This is a genomic window from Streptomyces lasiicapitis, from assembly GCF_014646335.1.
In the GTDB taxonomy this organism is placed as follows: domain Bacteria; phylum Actinomycetota; class Actinomycetes; order Streptomycetales; family Streptomycetaceae; genus Streptomyces; species Streptomyces lasiicapitis.
In genome coordinates this window covers 223,193-248,256 of record NZ_BMNG01000003.1, presented here as the reverse complement: position 1 = coordinate 248,256, position 25,064 = coordinate 223,193, and the positions used below count along the sequence as shown (strand labels likewise).

Below are 25,064 nucleotides of genomic sequence, written 5' to 3'. Positions count from 1 at the left end.
CGACGCGTTGCGGGCCGCGCTCAAGGAGAACGAGCGGCTGAAGGCCGCCAACGCCCGCATCAAGGAGCGCGACGAGGAGCCGATCGCGATCGTCGCGATGGCCTGCCGCTTCCCGGGCGGCGTCCGGTCCCCCGAGGACCTGTGGCGACTGGTCACCGACGAGGTGGACGCGGTCGGCCCGTTCCCCACCAACCGCGGCTGGGACCTGTCGAACCTGTACGACGCGGACCCCGACCACGCGGGCACCTCGTACGTGCGGCACGGCGGCTTCATCTATGACGCCCCGGAGTTCGACCCGGAGTTCTTCGGCATCTCGCCGCGCGAGGCGTACGCCGTCGACCCCCAGCAGCGGCTCCTCCTGGAGACCGCGTGGGAGGCCTTCGAGTACGCGGGCATCGACCCGGCGACGCTGCGCGGCAGCCGCACGGGCGTGTTCGTCGGCACGATGTACGACGACTACGCGGCGCGCGTCAACGACCCGGCTCCCGAGGAGTACGAGGCGTACCTGACGCTCGGCAGCGCGGGCAGCGTGGCCTCCGGCCGCCTGTCCTACACCTTCGGTCTCCAGGGCCCGGCCATCACCGTGGACACGGCGTGCTCGTCGTCCCTGGTGGCGCTGCACCTGGCCGTCAACTCGCTGCGCCGCGGCGAGTGCACGATGGCCCTCGCGGGCGCCTCGACGCTGATGGCGTCGCCCAACTCCTTCATCGAGTTCAGCCGTCAGCGGGGCCTGTCCCCCGACGGCCGCTGCAAGTCCTTCTCGTCGTCCGCCGACGGCACCGCCTGGGCGGAGGGCGCGGGTCTGCTGCTCGTCGAGCGGCTCTCCGACGCCCGGCGCCTGGGCCACCCCGTCCTCGCGGTGGTGCGCGGCTCCGCCGTCAACCAGGACGGCGCGAGCAACGGCCTGACCGCGCCCAACGGCCCCGCCCAGGAGGCCCTGGTCAAGCAGGCCCTGACCGGCGCGAAGCTGACCGGCGCCGACGTCGACGTCGTCGAGGCGCACGGCACCGGCACGTCGCTCGGCGACCCGCTGGAGGCCAACGCCCTCATCGCCACGTACGGCGCGGCCCGCTCGGCGGACAACCCCCTGTACCTGGGCTCGCTGAAGTCCAACATCGGTCACGCGCAGGCGGCCGCCGGCGTCGGCGGTCTCATCAAGATGACGATGGCGCTGCGCAACGGCGTGCTCCCCAAGACGCTGCACGTGGACACCCCGAGCCCGAACGTCGACTGGTCCGCGGGCACCCTTGAGCTGCTCACCGAGGCGAAGGCCTGGCCCGAGGTCGACCGGCCGCGGCGCGCCGCCGTGTCCTCCTTCGGCATCAGCGGCACCAACGCCCACGTGATCCTGGAGCAGGCCCCGGAGTTCGCGGCCGAGGACACCGCCGAGGAGACCTCCGCGCCGCTGCCCGCCGTCCCGCTGGTGCTCTCCGCGACCACCGAGGCGGCGCTGCGCGCGCAGGCCGAGCGGCTGCACCAGCACCTGACCGCCGACACGTCGGCGCACCTCTCCTCGCTGGGCCTCTCGCTGGCCACCACGCGCGCCCACCTGGCGCACCGCGCGGTGCTCGTCGCCTCCGAGCGCACCGAACTGCTCGCGCAGTTGCGCGCGTTCGCCGACGGCACGCCGGGCCCGGAGGCCGTGCGCGGCAAGGCCGTCGAGGGCAGGACCGCGTTCCTGTTCGCGGGCCAGGGCTCGCAGCGCCCGCAGATGGGCCAGGAGCTGTACGCCGCGTTCCCCGCGTTCGCCGCGGCCTTCGACGCCGTGTGCGCGGCGGTCGACCCGCACCTGGCCAAGCCGCTGCGCGAGGTCGTGTTCGCGGCCGAGGGCACGCCCGAGGCCGAGCTCCTGAACCGCACCGAGTACACGCAGCCCGCGCTGTTCGCGATCGAGGTCGCGCTGTTCCGGCTCTTCGAGTCCTGGGGCATCCGTCCCGACGCCGTCCTCGGCCACTCGGTCGGCGCCTTCGCGGCCGTCCACGCCGCCGGGGTGCTGTCCCTGGAGGACGCCGCGCAGCTCGCCGTCACCCGCGGCCGCATCATGCAGCAACTGCCGGCCGGTGGCGCGATGGTGGCGCTGCGGACCTCCGAGGAGGAGGCCGTCAAGCTGCTCGCCGGGTACGAGAGCAAGGTGTCGCTCGCCGCCGTCAACGGCCCCGCCGCGACCGTGCTCTCCGGTGAGAAGGAGGCGCTCGCCGCCGCCGTCGAGCCGTTCGAGGAGGCAGGCGGCAAGGCCACCTGGCTGAAGGTCAGCCACGCCTTCCACTCGCCGCTCATGGAGCCCGCGCTCGCCGAGTTCCGCGCGCTCGCCGCGCGGTTGACGTTCGAGTTCCCGCAGCTCACGGTCATATCCGACCTGACCGGGCAGCCCGCCGAGCCCGACGAGCTGGCCAGCCCCGACTACTGGGTGCGCCACATGCGCCAGGCCGTCCGCTTCCAGGACGGCGTGCACGCCCTCGCCGACGACGGCTGCACCCGCTTCGTGGAGATGGGCCCCTCCGGCGACCTGACCGCGATGGCCGCCGACTCCCTCGCGGACACCGCCGGAGACAAGCGCACCGCGCGCTCCGCACACGAGCTGATCCCCGCCCTGCGGCGCCGCAACCCGGAGGCCGCGACGCTGCTCACCGCGCTCTCGCGGGTGCACGCGTCCGGCGGCGACGTCGACTGGGCCAAGGTCTTCACGGGCCAGGGCGCGGCCCGCGTCGAGCTGCCGACGTACGCCTTCCAGCAGCGCCCGTACTGGCTGGACAAGCCGGCCAGGTCCGGTGACGTGCGCGCGGCCGGGCTCGTCGCGCTCGACCACCCGATACTGACCGCGGTCGCCGAACTGCCCGATCAGGACGGCCTGTTGCTGACCGGGCGGCTCTCCCTGGAGACGCACCCGTGGCTGGCCGACCACAAGGTGGGCGAGCAGGTCCTGGTGCCGGGCACCCAGTTGCTCGACCTCGCCGCGCGCGCCGCCCGCGAGGCGGGCTACGGCCTGGTGGAGGAGCTCCTCCTGGAGGCCCCGCTGATCGTCCCCGCGGACCCCGAAAACACAGAGATCCAGCTCCGGGTGTTCCTCGCGGCGCCCGACGCCTCCGGCAGCCGTGCCGTCACGGTGCACTCGCGCCGCGACGAGGACGGTGAGGCGGGCGACTGGCTGCGCAACGCGGGCGGCTCCGTCGCCAAGGACGCACCCGCCGCGGCCGCCGACCTGTCGGTATGGCCGCCGAAGGACGCCGAGCAACTGCCGGTCGCCATCGACGACCTGTACGCCGACCTGTCCGCGAAGGGCCTGACCTACGGTCCGGTGTTCCGCGGCGTCAAGGCGCTGTTCCAGCGCGGCGACGAGGTCTTCGCCGAGGTGGCCCTGCCGGGCGAGAGGCAGCCGGGCACGGGCGGCTACGCGCTGCACCCGGCGCTCCTGGACGCGGCCCTGCACCCGTCCGCGCTGGGTGGTCTGACCGACACCTCGGGCGGCAAGACGCTCCTTCCGTACGCCTGGAACAACGCCCGCACGCTCGGCTCCGCCGACGCCGCGCTGCGCGTGCGGCTCGCCCCGGCGGGCCCGAACGCGATCGCCGTCGACGTGGCCGACACCGCGGGCAAGCCGGTGGCCTCCATCGGTTCCCTCGCGCTCCGCCCCGCCGCCACGGGCGGCTCGGCGAGCGACCGCGACGGCCTGTACCTGCCGTCGTGGGAGGCGCTCACCGAGCTGGCGACCGCGCCCGCCTCGGAGCGCTGGGTGCTGATCGGCGACGCCCCCGAGGCCGCGGAGGCGCTCGCCGGCGTCCTCGAAGGCACCTACGCCGACCAGGCCGCCCTGTCCGTCGCCCTCGAAGAGGACGAGGCACCGGACGTCATCCTGCTCGCGGTCCCGGCGCACGCCACCGACGTCACGTCGGACGCCGCCACGGTGCGCGAGTCCCTGCACCACGTCCTGACGACCGCTCAGCTCCTGCTCTCGGACGGACGGCTCGACCAGTCCCGGCTCGTCGTGCTCACGCGCGGCGCCGTCGCCGTGGACGCCGAAGCGCCCACCGGACGTCTCGCGCTGCGCGCGGTGTGGGGTCTGCTGCGCTCCGCGCAGGCCGAGCACCCGGGCCGCTACTCCCTCCTCGACGAGGACGGCACGGCCGGTTCCCGCGCCGCCCTGGAGGCGGCCGTCGCCACCGGCGAGGGCCAGCTCGCGCTGCGCGGCGGCACCGCCTACCGCCCGTCGCTGACCACGGCGACGCCGGACGGCACGCTGCGCGCCCCGGCGGACGTGCCGTGGTACCTCGACTACGTCGCCAAGTCGTCGTTCGCGAACCTGTCCCTGGAGCCGTGGCCCGAGATCGAGGCCCCGCTCGCCGAGGGCCAGGTCCGCATCCGGCTGCGCGCGGCCGGTCTGAACTTCCGTGACGCGCTGCTCGCGCTCGGCGTGATCCACGCCTCCGTCGACGCCAACGCCTCCGACAAGGGGCAGGGCGGCGAGGGCGCCGGTGTCGTGCTCGAAGTCGGCCCCGGCGTCACGGACCTGAAGCCGGGCGACCGCGTGATGGGTCTGATCGCCGGTGTCGGGCCGAACACGGTGGCCGACCGCCGCCTGCTGTGCCCGATCCCCGAGGGCTGGTCGTTCCGCCAGGCCGCCGCGGTCCCGGTGACGTACCTGACCGCGTACTACGGCCTGGTCGACCTCGGCCGCGTGCGCGAGGGCGAGTCGCTGCTCGTCCACGCGGGCGCCGGCGGCGTCGGCACCGCGGCCCTGCAGATCGCCCGGCACCTGGGCGCGACGGTCTACTCGACGGCGAGCCAGGGCAAGTGGCACGCGCTGCGCGCCGCGGGCGTGGCCGACGAGCGCATCGCCTCGTCCCGGACGCTCGACTTCGAGCAGAGCTTCCTCGCCGCGACCGGCGGCAAGGGCGTCGACGTCGTCCTGAACTCCCTCGCGGGCGAGTTCGCCGACGCGTCGCTGCGGCTGCTTCCGCGCGGCGGCCGGTTCCTGGAGATGGGCAAGACCGACCGGCGCGACCCGGCCGAGGTCGGGGCGCAGTACCCGGGCGTCGCCTACCAGGCCTACGACGTGCGTGAGCCCGGCCCCGACCGCATCCAGGGCATGCTCCTGGAACTGCTCGAACTCTTCGAGCAGGGCGCGCTTTCGGCGCCGCCCGTCTCCGCCTGGGACATCCGGCGCGCCCCCGAGGCGTTCCGCTACCTCAGCGAGGCCCGTCACATCGGCAAGGTCGTCCTCGACCTCGCCGACGCGGACGAGCCGTGGGACACCAGCCGCGCCGCCCTGATCACGGGCGGTCTGGGCTGGCTCGGCCGGCTCGTCGCCCGGCACCTGGTGACCGAGCACGGCGCGCGGAAGCTGGTCCTGATGGGCCGTGGCGCGCCCCGTGACGAGGCCGCCAAGGACATCGAGGAGCTGCGCGCGCTCGGCGCGGACGTCCGCGTCGTGGCCTGCGACGCCGCCGACCGCGACGCGCTCGCCGCCACCCTCGACACCCTGCTGAAGGACGGGGTGCACGTCGGCAGCGTCGTGCACGCGGCCGGTGTCCTGGACGACGGCATCCTCGCCGCGCTCACGCCCGAGAGCCTGGACCGCAGCCTGCGCCCCAAGGTGGACGCGGCGCTGAACCTGCACGAGCTGACCGAGCCGCTCGGCCTGGACGCGTTCGTGCTGTTCTCCTCGCTCGCCGGAACCATGGGCTCGGCCGCGCAGGGCGGTTACGCCGCGGGCAACTCCTTCCTCGACGGCCTGATCGAGTACCGGCGTTCCATCGGCAAGCCCGGCGTCTCCCTCGCGTGGGGCCTGTGGGGCGGCGACGGCGGCATGGGCGCGGGCCTGACCGACACCGACATCACCCGCATGGGCCGTATCGGTGTGGCGCCGCTCTCCACCGAGCAGGGCCTGAAGCTCATGGACGCGGCGATCCGCAGGGACCGTCCGGTGGCCGTGGCCGCCGCCTGGAACCTGGCGGGCCTGCGGGCGAGCGCCGCGGCCGGCGGCACGGTGCCGCCGCTCCTTCGGAGCCTGGTGCCCGCGACCGCGAAGGCCGCTCCTTCCGCTGCGGCGGACGGCGCGGTGGAGGGCGCCGGGACCGGCGACCGCCTCCTGGACACGGTCCTGCACGAGGTCGCGGCCGTCCTCGGCCACGCCTCGGGCGCGGTCGTGGACCCGCACGGCGCGTTCGACCAGATCGGCTTCGACTCGCTGACCGCCGTCGAGCTGCGCAACCGTCTGGGCGCGGCGACGGGCGTCAAGCTGCCCGCCACCTTCATCTACGACTGGCCGACCCCGGCCGAGCTCGTGGAGCACCTGAAGTCGGAGCAGCAGGACGGCGAGGAGGACGCCGGTGACGCCATGGCCGTCCTCGACGAGCTGACCAAGCTGGAGTCGGTGTTCGCCGACACCCGGCTGAGCGACTCCGTGCGCGACACCGTGGGCGACCGCCTGCGCGACCTGCTGACCAAGCTCGGCTCCTGATGCCGCTCCCCAGTACGCCTGCTCCCCAGCCTGAAGGACAGGACTCGAAGGCATGACACGCAACACCTGGATACGTACGTTCCATCCGAAGCCGGACGCCAAGGCCCGCCTGGTGTGCTTCCCGCACGCCGGCGGCCCGGCGATGGCGTTCACCGCGCTCTCGGCGGCACTGCCCGCCGACATCGAGCTGGTGGCCGTCCAGTACCCGGGGCGCCAGGACCGGCGCGCCGAGCCGTTCGCGGACAACATCACGACGCTCGCCGCCGGGGCCGTCGGGGCGCTCGCCGACTTCGACGACCGGCCGCTGTTCCTGCTCGGGCACAGCCTGGGCTCCCTGGTCGCCTTCGAGGCGGCCCGGCTCCTGGAGCAGAAGGGCGAGTTGCAGCGGCTCTTCGCCTCGGCTGCCTGGCCGCCCTCGGCCGACTGGAAGGCCGGCACGCCCGAGGACAGCGGCGACGACGTGATCGTCGAGCATGTGCGGTGGCTCGGCGGCGTACCGGAGGCGCTCCTCAACGACCCCGAGACCGTCGCGGAGATGGTCCGCCTGATGCGCGGCGACAACGAGGCCCTCGGCAACTACACCCCCGAGGACGGCGCCGCCGTGGCGGCGCCCCTCACGGTGCTTCTCGCCAAGGAGGACCCGAAGAACACCGCCGAGCAGATGACCGGCTGGTCCGGCCACACCCGTGGTGAGTACGGCCTCGAGCTGCTGCCCGGCGGCCACTTCGCCCTGACCGAGCGGGACTCGGGGGCGGCGCCGCTGCTCACCCGGTACATCCGCGAGGACCTCCAGAAGTCCGCGGGGGCGTCATGACGACGGCGGAGCAGGCCCAGGCGGCGGAGCAGGCCCAGGCGGCGGAGCAGGCCCAGACCGGCCAGGTGGCCCGTGCCGAGATGGTCCGGGAGATCTACCTGGCCGGGATCGCGGGCAAGAAGCCCAAGCTGTCCACGGACCTGACGACGCTTGAGGACGCGGCGCGCGCGGTCATGGAGCCGCACGCGCACGCGTACGTCGCGGGCGACGCGGGCACCGGCACGACCGGCAGCGCCAACCGCGAGGCGTTCGAGCAGTGGCGGCTCCTGCCGCGCATGTGGAAGGGCGTCAGCGAGCGCGACCTGTCGGTGTCCCTGCTGGGCCAGCACCTCGACGTGCCGGTGCTGCTCGCGCCGGTGGCCGCGCAGACGGTGGCGCACCCCGAGGGCGAGCTGGCCTCGGTCCGGGGCGCCGCCGAGGTGGGCGTGCCGTTCGTGCTCTCCTCGTTCTCTTCGCACTCCATGGAGGACGTGGCCAAGGAGGCGGGCTCGCAGCCCCGTTGGTACCAGCTGTACTGGCCGAACGACCCCGAGGTGGCCGAGTCCCTGGTGCGCCGGGTCTCGGTGGCCGGGTACACGGCGATCGTGGTCACGGTGGACAACCCCACCTTCGGCTACCGCCCCTCGGACCTGGACGCCGCGTACATCCCCTTCGTGCACGGCCAGGGCATCGCCAACTTCACCAGCGACCCGGCGTTCCAGGCCGGGCTGCCCGCGGACGGCGGGGCCATGGCGGCCGTGGGCCACTGGGCGAAGATCTCGTCCAACCCCACGCTCACCTGGGACGACCTGCCGCGCCTGCGGCAGTGGACCGATCTGCCCATCCTCATCAAGGGCGTCCAGCACCCCGACGACGCGCGCCGCGCGTTGGCGGCCGGTGCCGACGGCGTGGTGGTCTCCAACCACGGCGGCCGTCAGCTGGACGGCGGCGTGGCCGCCCTCGACGCCCTGCCCGCGGTGCGCGCCGCCGTCGGTCCGGGCGTCCCGGTCCTGATGGACTCCGGTGTCCGCACCGGCACGGACGTCGTCAAGGCGCTCGCCCTGGGCGCCGACGCCGTCCTGTACGGCAGGCCCTACGTCTACGGCCTCGCCCTGGACGGCCAGGCCGGCGTCGAGCACGTGCTGCGGTGCCTGCTCGCCGATCTGGACCTGGCCATGACTCTCACCGGTTGCCCGTCCATCGCGGACATCACGCGTGAGTTGCTCGCCCCGCGAGGACCGCTCACCATCTAGGTCCCCGCAAGCACGCGACGAGCACGCGGCCCCGAGCAGCGCCCACAAGGCGCGGCCCGGGGCCGTTTGCCGTGCGCCCACACCGTGCGAAACCCCGAAGGGGGCGAAGCCTTCCGGCCTCGCCCCCTTCGGGGTTCAGGTGGTGCTCCCTCGGCTGCCGTCAGCTGCCGTCGAGGTGGCGCTTGAGGACCTTGCAGATCTCCGCCGCCGGCCGCGGCAGGTACATCCCCATGTGCGTGGAGTGGATGTCGTGCTCCTCGACGGTCCCCGTGATGTACGCGGCCCACTGGGGGGCGTACGAGTCGTCGGGGTTCAGCGTCGCGTTGAAGAACACGGCGTCACCGCGGTAGGTGGGCTGGCTGTACTCGCCCATCATGTCGGTGTGCCGCACCGCGATGGTGGACGCGTTCTTCACCAGCGAGGCCCGCGAGCCGTCGTCGGCGCCCTCCTCCGTGCCGGCCGACGGGATGTACCCGCCGAGCACGTCCTCGACCTCGCCCATCTCCAGGGACGTGTTGTTCCGCGCGAACCACTCCGCGGGAACGCAGTCCATGAGGCCGAGCAGCGCCACCTCGTGGCCGAGCCGCTGCAGCTCGGCCGCCAGGGCCTGCGCCAGCGTGCCGCCGATGGAGAGGCCGACGAGCCGGAAGGGACCCTCCGCCTGCACGGAAAGGATCTGCTCCAGGTAGTCCGCAACCATCTCCTCGATGGAGCCGGGCAGTTCGGAGCCGTCGAAGCCCCGCGCCTGGATGCCGTAGACGGGACGGTCCCCGACCTGGCTGGCGAAGCCCAGGTAGACCCAGGACAGACCGACACCGGGGTGGATGAACCACAGCGGTCCCTCGTCGCCGTCGGTCTTCATCGGCATGACCACACCGAACGGGTCGGTGAAGCTGAAGGACTCCGTGCCCGAGGTCAGGCACTCCGCCATCTCCGCGACCGTGGAGTGCTGGAACACGACCCGCATCGGGATCTCGACGCCGAGCACCGTGCGGATCCGGCTGACGAGCCGGGTCGCGAGCAGCGAATGGCCGCCCACGGTGAAGAAGTTGTCGTCGATGCCGACCTGGTCGAGCCCGAGCACCTCGGCGAACAGGCCGCACAGGACCTCTTCCTGCGGGGTGCGCGGCGCCCGGTACTCCGCGCCGGTGAACTCCGGCTCCGGCAGCGCCTTGCGGTCCAGCTTGCCGTTCGGGGCGAGCGGGAGGCGCTCCAGGACCACGAAGGCCGACGGGACCATGAAGTCCGGCAGCTTCGCGGCCACGAACTCCCGCAGCGCGGTGACGTCGAAGGTGTCGACGTCCTGCGCCCCGGCAGGTACGACGTACGCCACCAGGCGCTTGTCGACCGTCCCCGTGCCGCGGGCGATCACCGCGGCCTGGGCCACGTCCGGGTGCGCCGTGAGCGCCGCCTCGACCTCGCCCGGCTCGATGCGGAAGCCGCGCACCTTGACCTGGGAGTCGTCGCGGCCGACGTACTCGAGCTGCCCGTCGGTGTTCCAGCGGGCGAGGTCGCCGGTGCGGTACATGCGCGAGCCCGCCGGGCCGAACGGGTCGGCCACGAACCGGTCCGCGGTGAGCTCCGCGCGGTCGAAGTAGCCTCGGGCCACCGCTCCCGCCACGTACAGCTCACCGACCACGCCCTGCGGAACCGGCGTGAGGTCGGGGCCGAGGATGTAGGTGCGCATGTTGCCGATCGGAGCACCGATCGGCGCGCTGCCCGCGGCCGCCCACTCCTGCTCGGCGGCGAGGGCGAACGTCGTCGCGTAGAACGACTCGGTCTGGCCGTAGGCGTTGACCACCCGCACACCCGGGATGGCCTCGCGCACCCGCTGCACGAGCGCGGGCGACAGGGCCTCGCCTGCGAAGACCACGGACTCGGCGCGGATCTCGCCGGTCACCTGGTCGAGGAGTTCGGCGAAGACCGACGGGACGGTGGAGATGACGCCGCCCGTCCAGCCGTTGCGCTCGCCGATGACGAGGACGTCGCGGGCCACTTCGAGGGTGCCGCCGGTCGACAGCGTCGTGAAGGTCTCGAAGACCGACACGTCGAAGTTGACCGAGGTGCCCGCGAGCGTCCGCCCGCCCGCGCCGCCGACCCGCTCGACCAGGCGCGTGATGCCGTTGACCACGCCCGCGTGCGTCACCATGACGCCCTTGGGGGTGCCGGTCGAACCCGAGGTGTACATCACGTACGCCACGTTGTCCGGAAGCAGCGGCGCCACCCGGTCCGCGTCGCTGACCTTGGCGTTCCGCTTCTTCGGCTCCAGGTCGAGGTCGCCGATGAACAGGCGCGGGATGTCGTTCCCGGGCAGCACGCCGACGGTGTCGGCGTCCGTGAGGACCAGCGCCGGCCGGGCGTCGGACAGGATGTGGTCCAGGCGCGAGCTGGGGTACTTCGGGTCGATCGGCAGATACGCGCCGCCCGACTTCAGCACACCGAGCAGACCCACGATCAGGTCCGCCGACCGCGGCAGCGCGAGGCCCACGACCGACTCCGGGCCCACCTCGCGCCGGATCAGCTCCCGCGCGAGCCGGTTCGCCCGCGCGTCCAGTTCGGCGTACGTCCACGACGTGTCGCCGAACTCCACGGCGACCGCGTCCGGTGTGGCCGCCGCCTGCCGCTCGAACAGCTCCGGCACGGTGATGGCGGGCGTCTCCGCGGCGGTGTCGTTGTACTCGCCGAGCAGCCGCTCCCGCTCCCCCGGCGCGAGCACGTCGACGTCCTTGACGGGCGTCTGCGGCTCGGCCGCGATCTGCTGGAGCACCCGGCCGAGTCGCCCTGCGATCTCGCGGACCACGTCCTCCTCGTACATGGTGTCCTGGAACTGCAGGCCCATACGCAGGTGCGGCGATGCGTCGGCGCCCACGATCAGCGGGTAGTGCGTGCCGCTGGAGGCGCGCAGACCGGTGACCGCGATGCCCGCCGTGGCGTTCGCGTCGCTCATTCCGGCGTGGTCGACCGGGAACGACTCGAACACGACGATGGTGTCGAAGAGCGAGCTGAGCCCGGTGCCCCGCTGGATGTCGGACAGGCCGTAGTGGTGGTGGTCGAGCAGCGCGGCCTGCCGGTCCTGGAGCCCCGTCAGCATGTCCGCGAGCGTCTCCAGGGGGGAGGTGCGCACACGTACCGGCAGGGTGTTGATGAACAGACCGACCATCGTGTCGACACCGGTGACCGACGGCGGCCGTCCTGACACCGTGGCGCCGAACGTCACATCGTGACGCCCCGTCATCTGGCCGAGCACGAGCGCCCAGGCGCCCTGCACCAGCGTGTTCAGGGTGATGCCCAGCTCGGACGCGCGCCGCGAGAGGACGCGGGCGTCGTCCGCCGGGAGCGGCACCTCGACCATGCCGAGGCTGCCCTGCTCCTCGGAGGCGCCGGGAGCCAGCATCGTCGGCTCCTCGACCCCCTGAAGCTCGTCGGCCCAGGCACGGGCCGCCTCGCCGAGGTCCTGCTTCGACAGCCAGGCGAGGAACTCGCGGTAGCTGCGTACGCGGGGCAGGTCGGAGGCGTCGCCCTGGGTGCCGTAGAGACGCAGCAGGTCCTGGATGAGCATCGGGAAGGACCAGCCGTCGTACAGCACGTGGTGGGCGCTGAACACCAGCTCGGAGAGGTTGTCGTCCATCTTGACCAGGCACATCCGCAGCAGCGGTGCCGCGGCCGGGTCGAAGTGCTTCACCTGGTCCTCGGCGAGCAGCAGCTCGAAGGACGCCTCGCGCTCGCTCTCCGGCAGGCCGCTCAAGTCGGCCTCGCTCCAGGGGAGTTCGACGCCGTCGACGACGAGCTGGCGCAGTTCGCCCGCCGCGTCGTTGACGAACGCGGTGCGCAGGTTCGCGTACCGGTTGAGGAGCGCCTGGCCCGCCGTGCGGACCCGGGCCGGGTCGATCTCTCCGGAGAGGTGCATCACGAGCTGGATGTGGTAGGCGTCGCGGGCGTCGTCGGCGTCGGCGTTGCCGAGCATGCTGTGGAACAGCAGGCCCGACTGCATCGACGTCAGCGGCCACACGTCCGCGAGGCCCGGGTACTTCTTCTCCCAGTTCTCGATGTCGACCTGGGTGACGTCGACCAGCGGCACGTCGGACGGCGTGAGGCCGCCCGCGCCGGGCCGCGCCACGTGCTGGGCGAGGCCCTCCAGGGCCGTGCGCCAGTGGTCGGTGAGCTCCTGCACCTCGGCGCGCGACAGGACGCCGGTGGGGAAGCCGACGCTGGCGGTCAGCTCCGGGCCCTTGACGGTGTCGGTGACGTACGCGGCGAAGTCGACCGTGGCGAGCGCCGGCATCTCCGCGTTGAGGTCGGCGATCAGGTCGTCGGTGTCCTCGGCCACGCTCCAGCCGAGGCCGCGCAGCTCCTCGGGCATGTCGTCGGCGGAGAACCGGCCCAGGTAGTTGAACGCGATCTGGCCGGTCGGGCGGCCGTCGAGGACCGCCGCGGTCTCGGGGTTGAGGTAGCGCAGCATGCCGAAGCCGATGCCCTTGTCGGGCACGGCGAGCAGCTGCTCCTTGACCGCCTTGACCACGCCGCCCGCGGCCGAGCCGCCCGCGAACGCCTCGTCCACGTCGTGTCCGGCGACGTCGAGACGCACCGGGAACATGCTCGTGAACCAGCCGAGGGTGCGGGACAGGTCCGCGCCCGGGGCGACGTACTCCTCGCGGCCGTGGCCCTCGAGACGGATCAGCGTCGAGGACTCGGCCACGCCGCGGCCCTTGCGCCAGCGGGTGACCGCGAGGGCGAGGGCGGCGAGCAGTCCGTCGTTGACGCCACCATGGAAGGCGGCGGGGACGGTGGTGAGGATCGCTTCGGTGAGCGCCACCGGCAGCTTCACCTGCACGGTCTCCACCGTGGCGGTGACGTCCACCGCCGGGTCGAGGTCGCGCGCGCCGAGGACGGGGTCCGGGCCCTCCAGCATGCCCTGCCACAGGGGCAGTTCGGCCGTGCGGGACTCGGTGGCCGCCTCGTTCTCGAGGGCGTGGGCCCAGCGGCGCAGGGAGGTGGCGACCGGCGCGAGTTCCGGTGTCCGGCCCGCCTTGACGTGCTCCCAGGCGGCGGCGAGGTCGGGCACGAGGATGCGCCAGGAGACACCGTCGACCACCAGGTGGTGCAGGACGATGATGAGGCGCCCGGCGCGGTCCGCGGACGCGGTGTCGAACCAGACGAACTGGACCATCTCCCCGGCGGCCGGGTCCAACCGGCCCGTGGCGGCGTCGAGTTCGGCCGCCGCGAGCCGTCGCCAGGCCACGTCGGTCCAGTCGCCGTCGCACTCCACGCGGTGGACCAGCGAAGCCACGTCGACCGTGCCGGGCGCGGCGACCTCAAGGCCGCCGTCGCCCTCGGTGAGGAGGGTGGAGCGCAGCACGTCGTGGGCGTCGACCAGGGCCGTGAGGGTGGCGACAAGACCGGGCTCGTCGATGTCCTTGGGCAGGTCCAGGACCGTCGACATGGAGAACCGGTCGGTGCTCGCGCCGAGTTCACCGGTCATGTAGCGGGCCACGGGCAGCAGCGGCATGGTGCCGACGCCGCCGCCCTCCAGCTCCTCCAGGACCGCGCCGGCGCCCGCGAGGCGGTTCTCCAGCGCGGCGACGGCCAGTTCGGACACCGTGCGGCGCTCGAAGATCTGCCGCGGGGTGATCTCGATGCCCTGCGCCTTGGCGCGGGACACCACCTGGATGGAGCGGATGGAGTCGCCGCCGACGGCGAAGAAGTCGTCGTCGACGCCGACCCGGCCGAGGCCCAGGACCTCGGCGTACACCCCGGCGAGGACCTTCTCCTCGGCGGTGCGCGGCGCCCGGTACTCACCGGCGGTGAACTCCGGCTCGGGCAGGGCCTTGCGGTCCAGCTTGCCGTTCGGGGCGAGCGGGAGGCGCTCCAGGACCACGAACACCGAGGGGACCATGAACTCGGGCAGCCGCGCGGAGGCGTACTTGCGCAGCTCCTCCACCGAGACACCGGCGGTGAGGTCCAGGTCGGCGTTGACGTCGTCGATCTGCTCACCGGCGGGCACGACATAGCCCACGAGCTGCTTGCTGCCACGCCCGTCCACGACGGTCACGACGGCCTGCGCGACGCCCGGGTGGGACATCAGGCAGGCTTCGACCTCGCCGGGCTCGATGCGGATGCCGCGCACCTTGACCTGCGCGTCGTCGCGGCCGACGTACTCCAGCTGACCCTCGGCGGTCCACCGCGCCAGGTCACCCGTGCGGTACATCCGCGAACCCGCGGGACCGAAGGGGTCGGCCACGAAGCGGTCCGCCGTGAGGTCGGGCCGCCCGAAGTAGCCGCGCGCCACGTTCCCCGCGACGTACAGCTCGCCCACGACGCCCACGGGAACCGGAGTGAGGCCGGAACCGAGCACGTAGGTCCGCATGTTGCCGAGCGGGGCGCCGATGGGCGCGGCGCCCGTGCCCGTCCACTCCTGGTCGGCGGGCAGCGCGAAGGTGGTGGCGTAGAACGACTCGGTCTGGCCGTAGGCGTTGACCACGCGGACGCCCGGGATGGCCTCGCGGACCCGCTGCACCAGCGAGGACGTGAGGGCCTCACCGGCGAACACCACGGAGTCGACGTCGAGTTCGCCGTCGACCTGCTCCAGGAGCTCGGCGAAGACCGAGGGCACCGAGCTGACGACGCCGCCGGTCCAGCCACCGCGCTCGCCGATGACGAGCACGTCGCGGGCCACCTCCACGGTGCCGCCCTGGCACAGCGTCGTGAACGTCTCGAACACGGACACGTCGAAGTTGACCGAGGTGGCGGCCAGCATGCGGGTGCCGGAGTCGATGCCCACGGACGCGGCGAGGCGCGTGATGCCGTTGACCACGTTGTGGTGGGTGATCGCCACGCCCTTGGGGGTGCCGGTCGAGCCCGAGGTGTACATCACGTACGCGACGTGGTCGGGCTTCAGCGCGGCGAGGCGGTCCTTGTCCTGGACCTTCAGGTTGCGCTTCTTCGGCTCCAGGTCGAGGTCGCCGAAGAACAGGCTCGGGACGTCGGTCTCCGGGAGCACGCCGACCGTGTCGGCGTCCGTGAGGACCAGCGTCGGCCGGGCGTCGGACAGGATGTGCCCGAGGCGCGAGCTGGGGTACTTGGGGTCGATCGGCAGGTAGGCGCCGCCGGCCTTGAGCACCGCGAGCCAGGCCACGATGAGGTCGGCCGTGCGCGGCAGGGCGAGACCGACGATCGTCTCCGGGCCGACGCCGCGCTTGATCAGCTCGCGGGCGGCGAGGTTCGCCTTCGCGTCCAGTTCCCGGTACGTCAGCGACTGATCGCCGAACACCACCGCGACCTCGTGCGGACGCTTGGCCACCTGCTTCTCGAAGAGCCCCGGGATCGTGAGCTCGGGCGTGGGCTGCGCGGTGTCGTTGAAGCCGCGCAGGACGAGATCGCGCTCGGCCGCCTCCACCAGCTCGACCGCGCCGACCCGCTGGGCCGGGTCGGCCGCGAGCAGCCCGACGACCCGGATGAAGCGGTCGGTGATGGTCTGCGCGGTGGTGTGGTCGAACAGGTCGGTGGCGTACTCCAGATGACCCACGACGCCGTAGCCCGGGATGTCGGCCATGTTGAAGAACAGGTCGAACTTCGCGCTCTCGTTGCGGATGCGCTCGAACTCGACGTCGAGGCCGGGCAGCGAGAAGTCGTTCCGGTTGAAGTTCTGCCAGGCGAACATCACCTGGAACAGCGGCGAGTACGCGGTGGAGCGCTCGGGGTTGAGCACCTCCACCAGGCGCTCGAACGGCACGTCCTGGTTGTCGTAGGCGGTGAGGGACTTGGTCCTTGCCTGGTCGAGCAGCGTCTCGAAGGTGGGATTGCCGGACAGGTCGGCGCGCAGGACCCAGGTGTTGACGAAGAAGCCGACCAGGTCGGCGAGGCCTTCGTCGGTGCGGTTGGCGATCGGCGAGCCGATGGTGACGTCGTCGCCGCCGCCCATTCCGTGCAGGAGCACGGCGAGCGCGGACTGGAGCACCATCGCGGCGGTCGCGCCGCGCTGCCGGGCCAGCTCCTCGACGGTGTCCATCACGTCGCGGTCGAGCTGGAACTCGACGGTGGCGCCGCGGTGGCTTGCCTGCGGCGGGCGCGGCCGGTCGGTGGGCAGGCGCAGCGGCTGCGGTACGGCGGCCAGCTCCTCGCGCCAGTAGTCGACCTGGGCCGACTGCACGCTGTCCGGGTCGTCCTCGTCGCCGAGCAGCTCGCGCTGCCACAGCGTGTAGTCGACGTACTGGACGGGGAGTTCCCGCCAGGCCGGTGCCTCGCCCGTGAGGCGGGCGGTGTAGGCGGCGGCCAGGTCGCGGGCCAGCGGGCCCATGGACACGCCGTCGCTGACGATGTGGTGGAAAAGGAGCAGGAGGACGTACTCCTGATCGCCGGTCCTGAGGACGGTGGCCCGCGTCGGGACCTCCGCGGCCAGGTCGAAGCTGTATCCAGCCGCGGCCACCATCGCGTCGGCGAGCTCGTCAGGCGCCACGTCGACGACGGGCACGTCCACGTGCACGTCGGCGGCGGGCAGCACCTTCTGGAAGGGCACGCCCTCGCTGTCGTCGATGATCAGCGTGCGCAGGCTCTCGTGCCGCCCGACGATGTCGTTGACCGCCGCCTGGAGGGCGGCCGCGTCCAGCGTGCCGCTGAGCCGCAGCGGGAACGGCGTGTTGTACGTCGCCGAGGGGCCCTCGAACCTGTCGATGAACCACAGGCGGCGCTGGGCGTACGACAGCGGAATGAACTCGGGCCGCGTCTCGGCCCGCTTGAGCTGCGGCCGCACCCGGCCGCCGACGGACAGGTGCCCGACCAGCTCCGCGACGGTGGGCGACGCGAAGACGACGCGGATCGGGATCTCGACGTCGAGGGCGGTGCGGATGCGGCTGACGAGGCGGGTCGCGAGCAGCGAGTGGCCGCCCACGGTGAAGAAGTTGTCGTCGATGCCGACCTGCTCCAGGCCGAGGACCTCGGCGAACAGTCCGCAGAGGACCTCTTCCTGAGGGCCCCGCGGCGCGCGGTAGACGGCGCCGGTGAACTCCGGCTCCGGCAGCGCCTTGCGGTCCAGCTTGCCGTTCGGGGCGAGCGGCAGCTTCTCCAGGACCACGAAGGCCGAGGGCACCATGAACTCGGGCAGCTTGCCGGAGACGAACGCGCGCAGCTCGGCGACGTCCGGCTCGTCCGCGCCCGCGGGCACGACGTACGCCACCAGGCGCTTGTCGGAGGTCCCCTGCTGTGCGCGGGCGACGACCACGCCCTGGGCGACGGCCGGGTGTGCGGTCAGGGCCGCCTCGACCTCGCCGGGCTCGATGCGGAAGCCGCGCACCTTGACCTGAGAGTCGCCGCGGCCGACGTATTCGAGCTGGCCGTCGCTGTTCCAGCGGGCCAGGTCGCCGGTGCGGTACATCCGCGAACCCGCGGGGCCGTACGGGTCCGCGACGAAGCGGTCGGCGGTCAGGTCCGCGCGCCCGAAGTAGCCGCGGGCCACGTTCCCGGCGATGTACAGCTCGCCCACGACACCGACCGGGACGGGCGCGAGGCCCGAACCGAGCACGTAGGCACGCATGTTGCCGAGCGGGGCGCCGATGGGCGCGGAGCCCGCGCCCGTCCACTCCTGGCCTGCGGGCAGCGCGAAGGTGGTGGCGTAGAACGACTCGGTCTGGCCGTAGGCGTTGACCACGCGGACGCCCGGGATGGCCTCGCGCACCCGCTGCACCAGCGCGGCGGGCAGCGCCTCACCCGCGAACACCACGGAGTCCACGGCGAGTTCGCCGGTCACCTGGTCGAGCAGCTCGGCGAAGACCGACGGCACCGTGGAGACCACGCCGCCCGTCCAGCCGTTGCGCTCGCCGATGACGAGGACGTCGCGGACGACTTCGAGGGTGCCGCCCTGGGACAGCGTGGTGACGGCCTCGAAGACCGACACGTCGAAGTTCACGGAGGTGCCCGCGAGCATCCGCGTGGTGGAGTCGATGCCGACCGAGGCGGCCAGGCGCGTCACGCCGTTCACCACGTTGTGGTGGGTGATCGCCACGCCCTTGGGGGTGCCGGTCGAGCCGGACGTGTACATCACGTACGCGATGTGGTCGGGCTTGAGCGGGGCCTTGCGGTCGGCTTCGGTGAGCGGCGCGTCGGCGGCGGTGACGTCGAGGTCCACATCGCCCAGGAACAGGCTCGGTACGTCTGTCTCCGGCAGCACGCCGACCGTGTCGGCGTCCGTGAGGACCAGCGTCGGCCGGGCGTCGGACAGGATGTGCCCGAGACGCGAGCTCGGGTACTTCGGGTCGATCGGCAGGTAGGCGCCGCCCGCCTTGAGCACCGCGAGCAGGCCCACGATCAGGTCGGCGGAGCGCGGCAGGGCGAGACCGACCACCGACTCCGGGCCGACCTCGCGGGCGATGAGTTCCCGCGCGAGCTTGTCGGCGCGCGCGTTCAACTCCGTGTACGTGTACGACACGTCGCCGTACACCAGCGCGACCGCGTCGGGGCTCGCCGCGACCCGCTGCTCGAAGAGGCCCGGGACGGTGAGCGCGGGCGTCTCGGCGGCCGTGGCGTTGAGGCCGTACAGGACGTGCTCGCGCTCGTCGGCGTCCAGGATGTCGAGGTGTCCGACGGCGATCCGCGGGTCCTCGACGAGCTGGAGCAGCACGCGGCCGAGGCGGGCCGCGACGGCCTCGACGTCCGCGCGGTCGAAGAGGTGGTGCTGGTACTGCAGGGCGAGGCGCAGGTGCGGCTCGGCGTCGGCGGCGACGATCATCGGGTAGTGGGTGCCGGTGAGCGGGCTGATGCCCGTGACGGAGATGCCCGCCTCGGCGTACGCGTCGGTGATGCCGACGGAGTCCACCGGGTAGGAGTCGAACACCACGATGGTGTCGAACAGCGAGGTCACGCCGACGGCGTTCTGGATGTCGCTCAGACCGAAGTGCTGGTGGTCCAGGAGCGCGCCCTGCCGGCTCTGCAGGCCGGTGAGGACGTCGGTGAGGGAGTCGCCGGGCGCGCAGTCGACGCGCACCGGAAGGGTGTTGATGAACAGGCCGACGATGTGGTCGATGCCGGGCACGACCGGCGGGCGGCCGGAGACCGTGGCGCCGAACACGACGTCCTTGCGTCCGGTCAGCTCCGCGAGCAGCAGGCCCCAGGCGCCCTGGACGACGGTGTTCATCGTGATGCCGAGTTCACCGGCGCGGCGCGCGAGTTCACGCGCGGACTCCCCGGACAGCGGCACGTCGACCTGGCCGATGCCCTCCTGCCGGACGCCCGGCTTGGGGCTGGGCGCGAGCAGCGTGGGCTCGTCGACCCCGGCGAGCTCCTCGGTCCAGACGCGGGTGTCCTCGTCGCGGTCCTGCTGGCCGAGCCAGGCGAGGAACTCGCGGAAGCCGCGCACGCGCGCCAGCTCGGAAGCGTCGCCGTCGGAACCGTAGAGGCGAAGGAGGTCCTGCAGCAGCAGCGGCACGGACCAGCCGTCGAACAGGACGTGGTTGGCGGTGAACACCAGCTCGGAGCGGTCCCCGCCGAGCGTGATCAGGGTCATCCGCAGCATCGGCGGGTTGACCGGGTCGAAGTGCTTGGCGTGGTCGTCGGCGAGCAGCCGCTTCAGCGTGGCGGTGCGCTCGGCCTCGCCGAGGGAGCTCAAGTCGTGCTGCTCCCACGGCAGTTCGACCTCGTCGAGGACGAGGGAGACCTGGTTGCCCTCGGCGTCCGTGACGAACGCGGTGCGCAGGTTGGCGTACCGGTCGAGCAGGGCCTGCCCTGCCGCGCGCATACGGGCGGGCTCGACCTTGCCGGACAGGTGGAAGGTGAGCTGCATCTGGTACGCGTCGAAGGAGGCGTCCGCGAGCATCGTGTGGAAGAGCAGGCCGGACTGGGCGGCGGTGAGCGGCCACACGTCGGTGACGCCCGGGTAGCGGCGCTCCCACAGCTCCAGGTCGCCCTGGGTGACGTCGACGAGCGGCACGTCGGACGGCGTGAGGCCGCCCGCGTCCGGCCGGGCGACGTACTGGGCGAGGCCTTCGAGTGCCTGGCACCACAGGTCGGCGAGGTCCTGCACGTCGGCCTGCGCGAGGACGCCCGCGGGGAAGCCGATGCGGGCGTTGAGCTGCGGGCCCTCGTCGGAGTCGAGGACGAGCGCGTTCACGTCGAAGACCGACAGGGCGGGCATGTCCGCGTCGAGGTCGGCGAGGATGTCGGCCGTGCCCTCGGCCTGGCTGAAGCCGAGGCCGCGCAGGTGGTCGGGCATGTCCGTGGACGTGGAGAAGCGGCCCAGGTAGTTGAAGGCGACCTGGCCGGTGGAGTACCGGCGCAGGATCTCGGAGGCCTCCGGGTTGAGGTAACGCAGGAGGCCGTAGCCGAGGCCCTTGTCCGGGATGGCGAGGGACTGTTCCTTGACGGCCTTGACGGCGGCACCGGCGGCGGCGCCGCCCGCGAACGCCTCGTCGACGTCGATCCCGCCGATGTCGAGCCGCAGCGGGAACATGCTGGTGAACCAGCCCATGGTGCGGGACAGGTCCGCGCCCGGGATCGCGTACTCCTCGCGGCCGTGGCCTTCGAGGCGAAGGAGCACGGAGGACTCGTCGATGCCGCGGGCCTTGCGCCAGCGGGTGACGGCGAGCGCGAGGGCGGTGAGCAGTCCGTCGTTGACGCCGCCGCGGAAGGCCGCGGGCAGCTTCGTCAGGAGGGACTCGGTGACCTGCACCGGCACCTGGACGACGACGTGCTCCACGGTGGAGACGGTGTCCACGGCGGGGTCGAGGTGGCGGGCGCCGAGCACCGGGTCCGGGCCCTCCACGACCTTGCGCCACAGGTCGAGTTCGGCGGTGCGCCGCGGCGAGGACGCCTCGTCCACGAGGGCGTGGGCCCAGCGGCGCACGGAGGTCGACACGGGCGCGAGCTCCGGCGTCTTGCCGGCCTTGACCTGCTCCCAGGCCTGCGCGAAGTCGGGCAGGAGCACGCGCCAGGACACGCCGTCGATCACGAAGTGGTGCAGGACGACGTGCAGGCGGCCCGGCGCTTCGGTGCCCGCGTCGAACCACACGAACTGCGCCATCACGCCACCGGCGGCGTCCAGGCGGCCGGTGGCGGCGTCGAGTTCGGCGAACGCGAGCTCACGCCAGCCCTCGTCCCAGCGCCCGTCGCACGCGACGCGGTGGATGAGCGGGCCCACGTCGAGCGAACCGGCCGGGGCGACCTCCAGGCCGCCGTCGCCGTCCGTCAGGAGGCGCGAGCGCAGGATGTCGTGGCCGTCGACTACGGCACGCAGGGTCGCGGTCAGGCCCTGCTCGTCGATGCCGACGGGCAGGTCGAGCACCATCGACATGGAGAACCGGTCGCTGCCGCCGCCCAGTTCCTTCAGGAAGTGCCCGGCGGGCATGAGCGGCATCCAGCCGACGCCGCCGCCCTCCAGCTCCTCCAGGACGAGCCCGGTCCCGCTGGTCGCGGCGACATCGGCGAGCTCGGCCACGGTGCGGTGCTCGAAGATCTGCCGGGGGCTGACCTCGACGCCCTGGGCGCGGGCGCGCGAGACGACCTGGATGGAGCGGATGGAGTCGCCGCCGACGGCGAAGAAGTCGTCGTCGATGCCGACCCGGTCCAGGCCCAGGACCTCGGCGTAGACGCCGGTCAGGACCTCCTCGGCGGGGGTGCGCGGCGCACGGTACTGCCCGCCGCTGAACTCCGGCTCGGGCAGTGCGGCCCGGTCCAGCTTGCCGTTCGGGGCGAGCGGAAGCCGGTCGAGCATCACGAAGACGGCCGGGACCATGAACTCCGGGAGCCGCCCGGAGACGAACCGGCGCAGCTCGCGCGCGGAGACCACCATGGTGAGGTCGACGTCGAGGTCGCTGAGGCTCTCCACGTCGCCGGAGCCCACCGCGACGGACTCGTCGGAGCCCACGGGCACGACGTAGCCGACGAGTTGCTTGCTGCCGCGGCCCTGGTGGACGGTGACGACGGCCTGCGCGACGCCCGGGTGGGCGGTCAGGGCGGCCTCGATCTCGCCGGGCTCGATGCGGAAGCCGCGCACCTTGACCTGCGCGTCGCCGCGGCCGACGTACTCCAGCTGTCCTTCGGCGGTCCAGCGCGCGAGGTCGCCGGTGCGGTACATGCGCGAGCCGGGCGGGCCGTAGGGGTCGGCGACGAAGCGGTCCGCCGTCAGGTCGGGGCGCCGGTGGTAGCCGCGGCCGACGACGCCCGCGACATAGAGCTCTCCCGCGACACCGACGGGAGCGGGCTCCAGGCCCGGGCCGAGGACGTAGGTGCGGACGTTGCCGAGCGGGCTGCCGATGGGGGCGCTGCTCGTGCCGTGCCACTCGTCGGTGTCGGACACCGAGAAGGTGGTCGCGTAGAAGCTCTCGCTCTGGCCGTACGCGTTGACGACCCTGACGCCGGGGATGGCGTCGCGCACGCGCCGCACCAGGGACGCGGAGAGCGCCTCGCCTGCGAACACGACGGCGTCGGCGCTGATCTTCCCGGTGACCTGGTCGAGCAGCTCGCCGAAGACGGACGGGACGGTGGAGATGACCCCGCCGTTCCAGCCGCCGCGCTCGCCGATGACGAGGACGTCGCGCACCACTTCGAGGGTGCCGCCGGTCGCCAGGGTGGTGAAGGTCTCGAAGACCGACACGTCGAAGTTGATGGAGGTGCCCGCGAGCACGCGCGAGCCGGCCTCGACGCCCACGGCGGACGCGAGGCCCGTCACGTCGTTGACGACGTTGCGGTGGCTGATGGCCACACCCTTGGGGGTGCCGGTCGAGCCGGAGGTGTACATCACGTACGCGACGTTGCCGGGCTTCAGCGGGGCGAGCCGGTCGGCGTCGGTCAGCGGGACGTCCCCGGCGGCGGCGTCGAGGTCGACGTCGCCGATGAAGAGCCGCGGCGTGTCGTTCTCGGGCAGCACGCCGACCGTGTCCGCGTCCGTGAGGATCAGCGTCGGCCGGGCGTCGGACAGGATGAAGTCGAGGCGCGTGCTGGGGTACTTGGGGTCGATCGGCAGATAGGCGCCGCCCGCCTTCAGGACGCCGAGCAGGCCCACGACGAGGTCGGCGGAGCGCGGCAGGGACAGGCCCACCACGCTCTCCGGGCCGACACCGCGCGCGATGAGTTCCCGCGCGAGCTTGTCGGCGCGCGCGTTCAGCTCCGCGTACGTGAGGGACTCGTCGCCGAAGACGACGGCGACCGCGTCCGGGGTCCGCGCCACCTGGAGCTCCACCATGGCGGGCACGGTGAGCTCGGGGGTCTCCCTGGCGGTGTCGTTGAACGCGCCGAGCACCAGCGCGCGTTCGTCGGCCTCAAGGATGTCCACGAGGCCGACGGGGCGCGCCGGTTCGGCGATCAGCTGCTCGACGACCCGCAGGTAGCGCTGGGTGACGGCCTCGGCCGTGGCGCGGTCGAAGAGGTCGGTGGCGTACTCGAGGTGGATGAGCATCGCCCGCTTGGCGGGGTCGTAGAAGTAGTTGAACTCCAGGTCGAACTTGGCGGTCGCCGTGGAGAGCACTTCGAGCCGCGTGGTGAGCCCCGGCAGTTCGAGGTCCATCGCGGCTTCGGTCTCCCAGGTGAACATCACCTGGAACAGCGGGTGGTAGGCCGTGGAGCGCTCGGGGTTGAGGATCTCCACGAGGCGCTCGAAGGGCGCGTCCTGGTTGTCGTACGCCGCCAGGGCCTTGTCCTGGACCTGGGCGAGCAGCTTCTCGAAGGTCGGGCTGCCGGACAGGTCGGCGCGCAGCACCCAGGTGTTGACGAAGAAGCCGATGAGGTCGGTGAGGTCGTCGTCGGTGCGGCCCGCGACGGTGGAGCCGAGCGCGATGTCCTCGCCGGCGCCGAGGTGCTGGAGCGTGACCATCAGGGCGGCCTGCATCACCATCGGCACGGTGACGTCGCGCTCGCGCGCAAGGGCCTCGATCCTCACGATCAGTTCGGGGTCGACGGTGAGGCTCACGCCGTCGCCGTCGTGGCTGGCCACGGGCGGGCGCGGGCGGTCGGCGGGAAGCTGGAGCGGCTGCGGGACGCCGGCCAGCTCGCCGCGCCAGTAGTCGACCTGGGCGGACAGGACGCTCTCGGGGTCGTGCTCGTCGCCGAGCAGCTCGCGCTGCCACATCGTGTAGTCGATGTACTGGACCGGGAGTTCCTCCCAGCCGGGCTCCTCGCCCTTGAGGCGGGCGGAGTACGCCTCGGCCAGGTCGCGGGCGAGCGGGCCCATGGATTCGCCGTCGCTCGCGATGTGGTGGATGAGGAGCACCAGGACGTGCTCCTGCTCACCGGCCTTGAGCAGGGTGGCCCGCAGGGGGATCTCGGTGGCGAGGTCGAGGACGTACCCCGCCTCCTTGGCGACGGCCTCGTCCATTGCGGACGGCTCGACCTCGACGACCGGCATGCCGAAGCGGACGTCGGCCATCTCGACGACTTCCTGCGCCGGGACGCCGTCGGCGTTCTCGACGATGAGGGTGCGCAGGCTCTCGTGCCGCTCCAGCACGTCACGTACGGCCGACTCCAGGGCACCGGAATCCAGGGTGCCGGTGAGCCGCATGAGGAAGGGAAGGTTGTACGTCGCCGAAGGACCCTCGAACCGGCTGATGAACCACAGCCGGCGCTGCGCGAAAGACAACGGGATCAT

The 25,064-nt window shown here is 72.6% G+C and carries 4 protein-coding genes; 3 read left to right on the top strand and 1 reads right to left on the bottom strand.

The annotated features are described in order from the left end of the window. Nucleotides 1–7 precede the first annotated feature (7 nt). The 3 genes from IEY91_RS06810 (at nucleotide 8) to IEY91_RS06800 (ending at nucleotide 8,503) form a co-directional block, all read left to right on the top strand. Nucleotides 8–6,457, top strand: coding sequence for a type I polyketide synthase (locus tag IEY91_RS06810; RefSeq protein ID WP_444545470.1), 6,450 nt, complete (start codon nucleotides 8–10; stop codon nucleotides 6,455–6,457). Nucleotides 6,458–6,509: 52 nt separating this feature from the next. Continuing rightward, nucleotides 6,510–7,271 (top strand): thioesterase II family protein, encoded by a 762-nt coding sequence (locus IEY91_RS06805; RefSeq protein WP_189173233.1) that lies wholly within the window; start codon nucleotides 6,510–6,512, stop codon nucleotides 7,269–7,271. An 80-nt stretch (nucleotides 7,272–7,351) separates the two neighbouring features. Then, complete coding sequence (locus IEY91_RS06800) at nucleotides 7,352–8,503, top strand: alpha-hydroxy-acid oxidizing protein (RefSeq protein ID WP_189173462.1); 1,152 nt, start codon at nucleotides 7,352–7,354, stop codon at nucleotides 8,501–8,503. 160 nt (nucleotides 8,504–8,663) lie between these two features. On the opposite strand, the gene IEY91_RS06795 is transcribed toward IEY91_RS06800, so the two are convergent. Beyond that, nucleotides 8,664–25,064: a non-ribosomal peptide synthetase gene (locus IEY91_RS06795; protein ID WP_189173232.1), complete on the bottom strand. Its 16,401-nt coding sequence runs from the start codon at nucleotides 25,062–25,064 to the stop codon at nucleotides 8,664–8,666.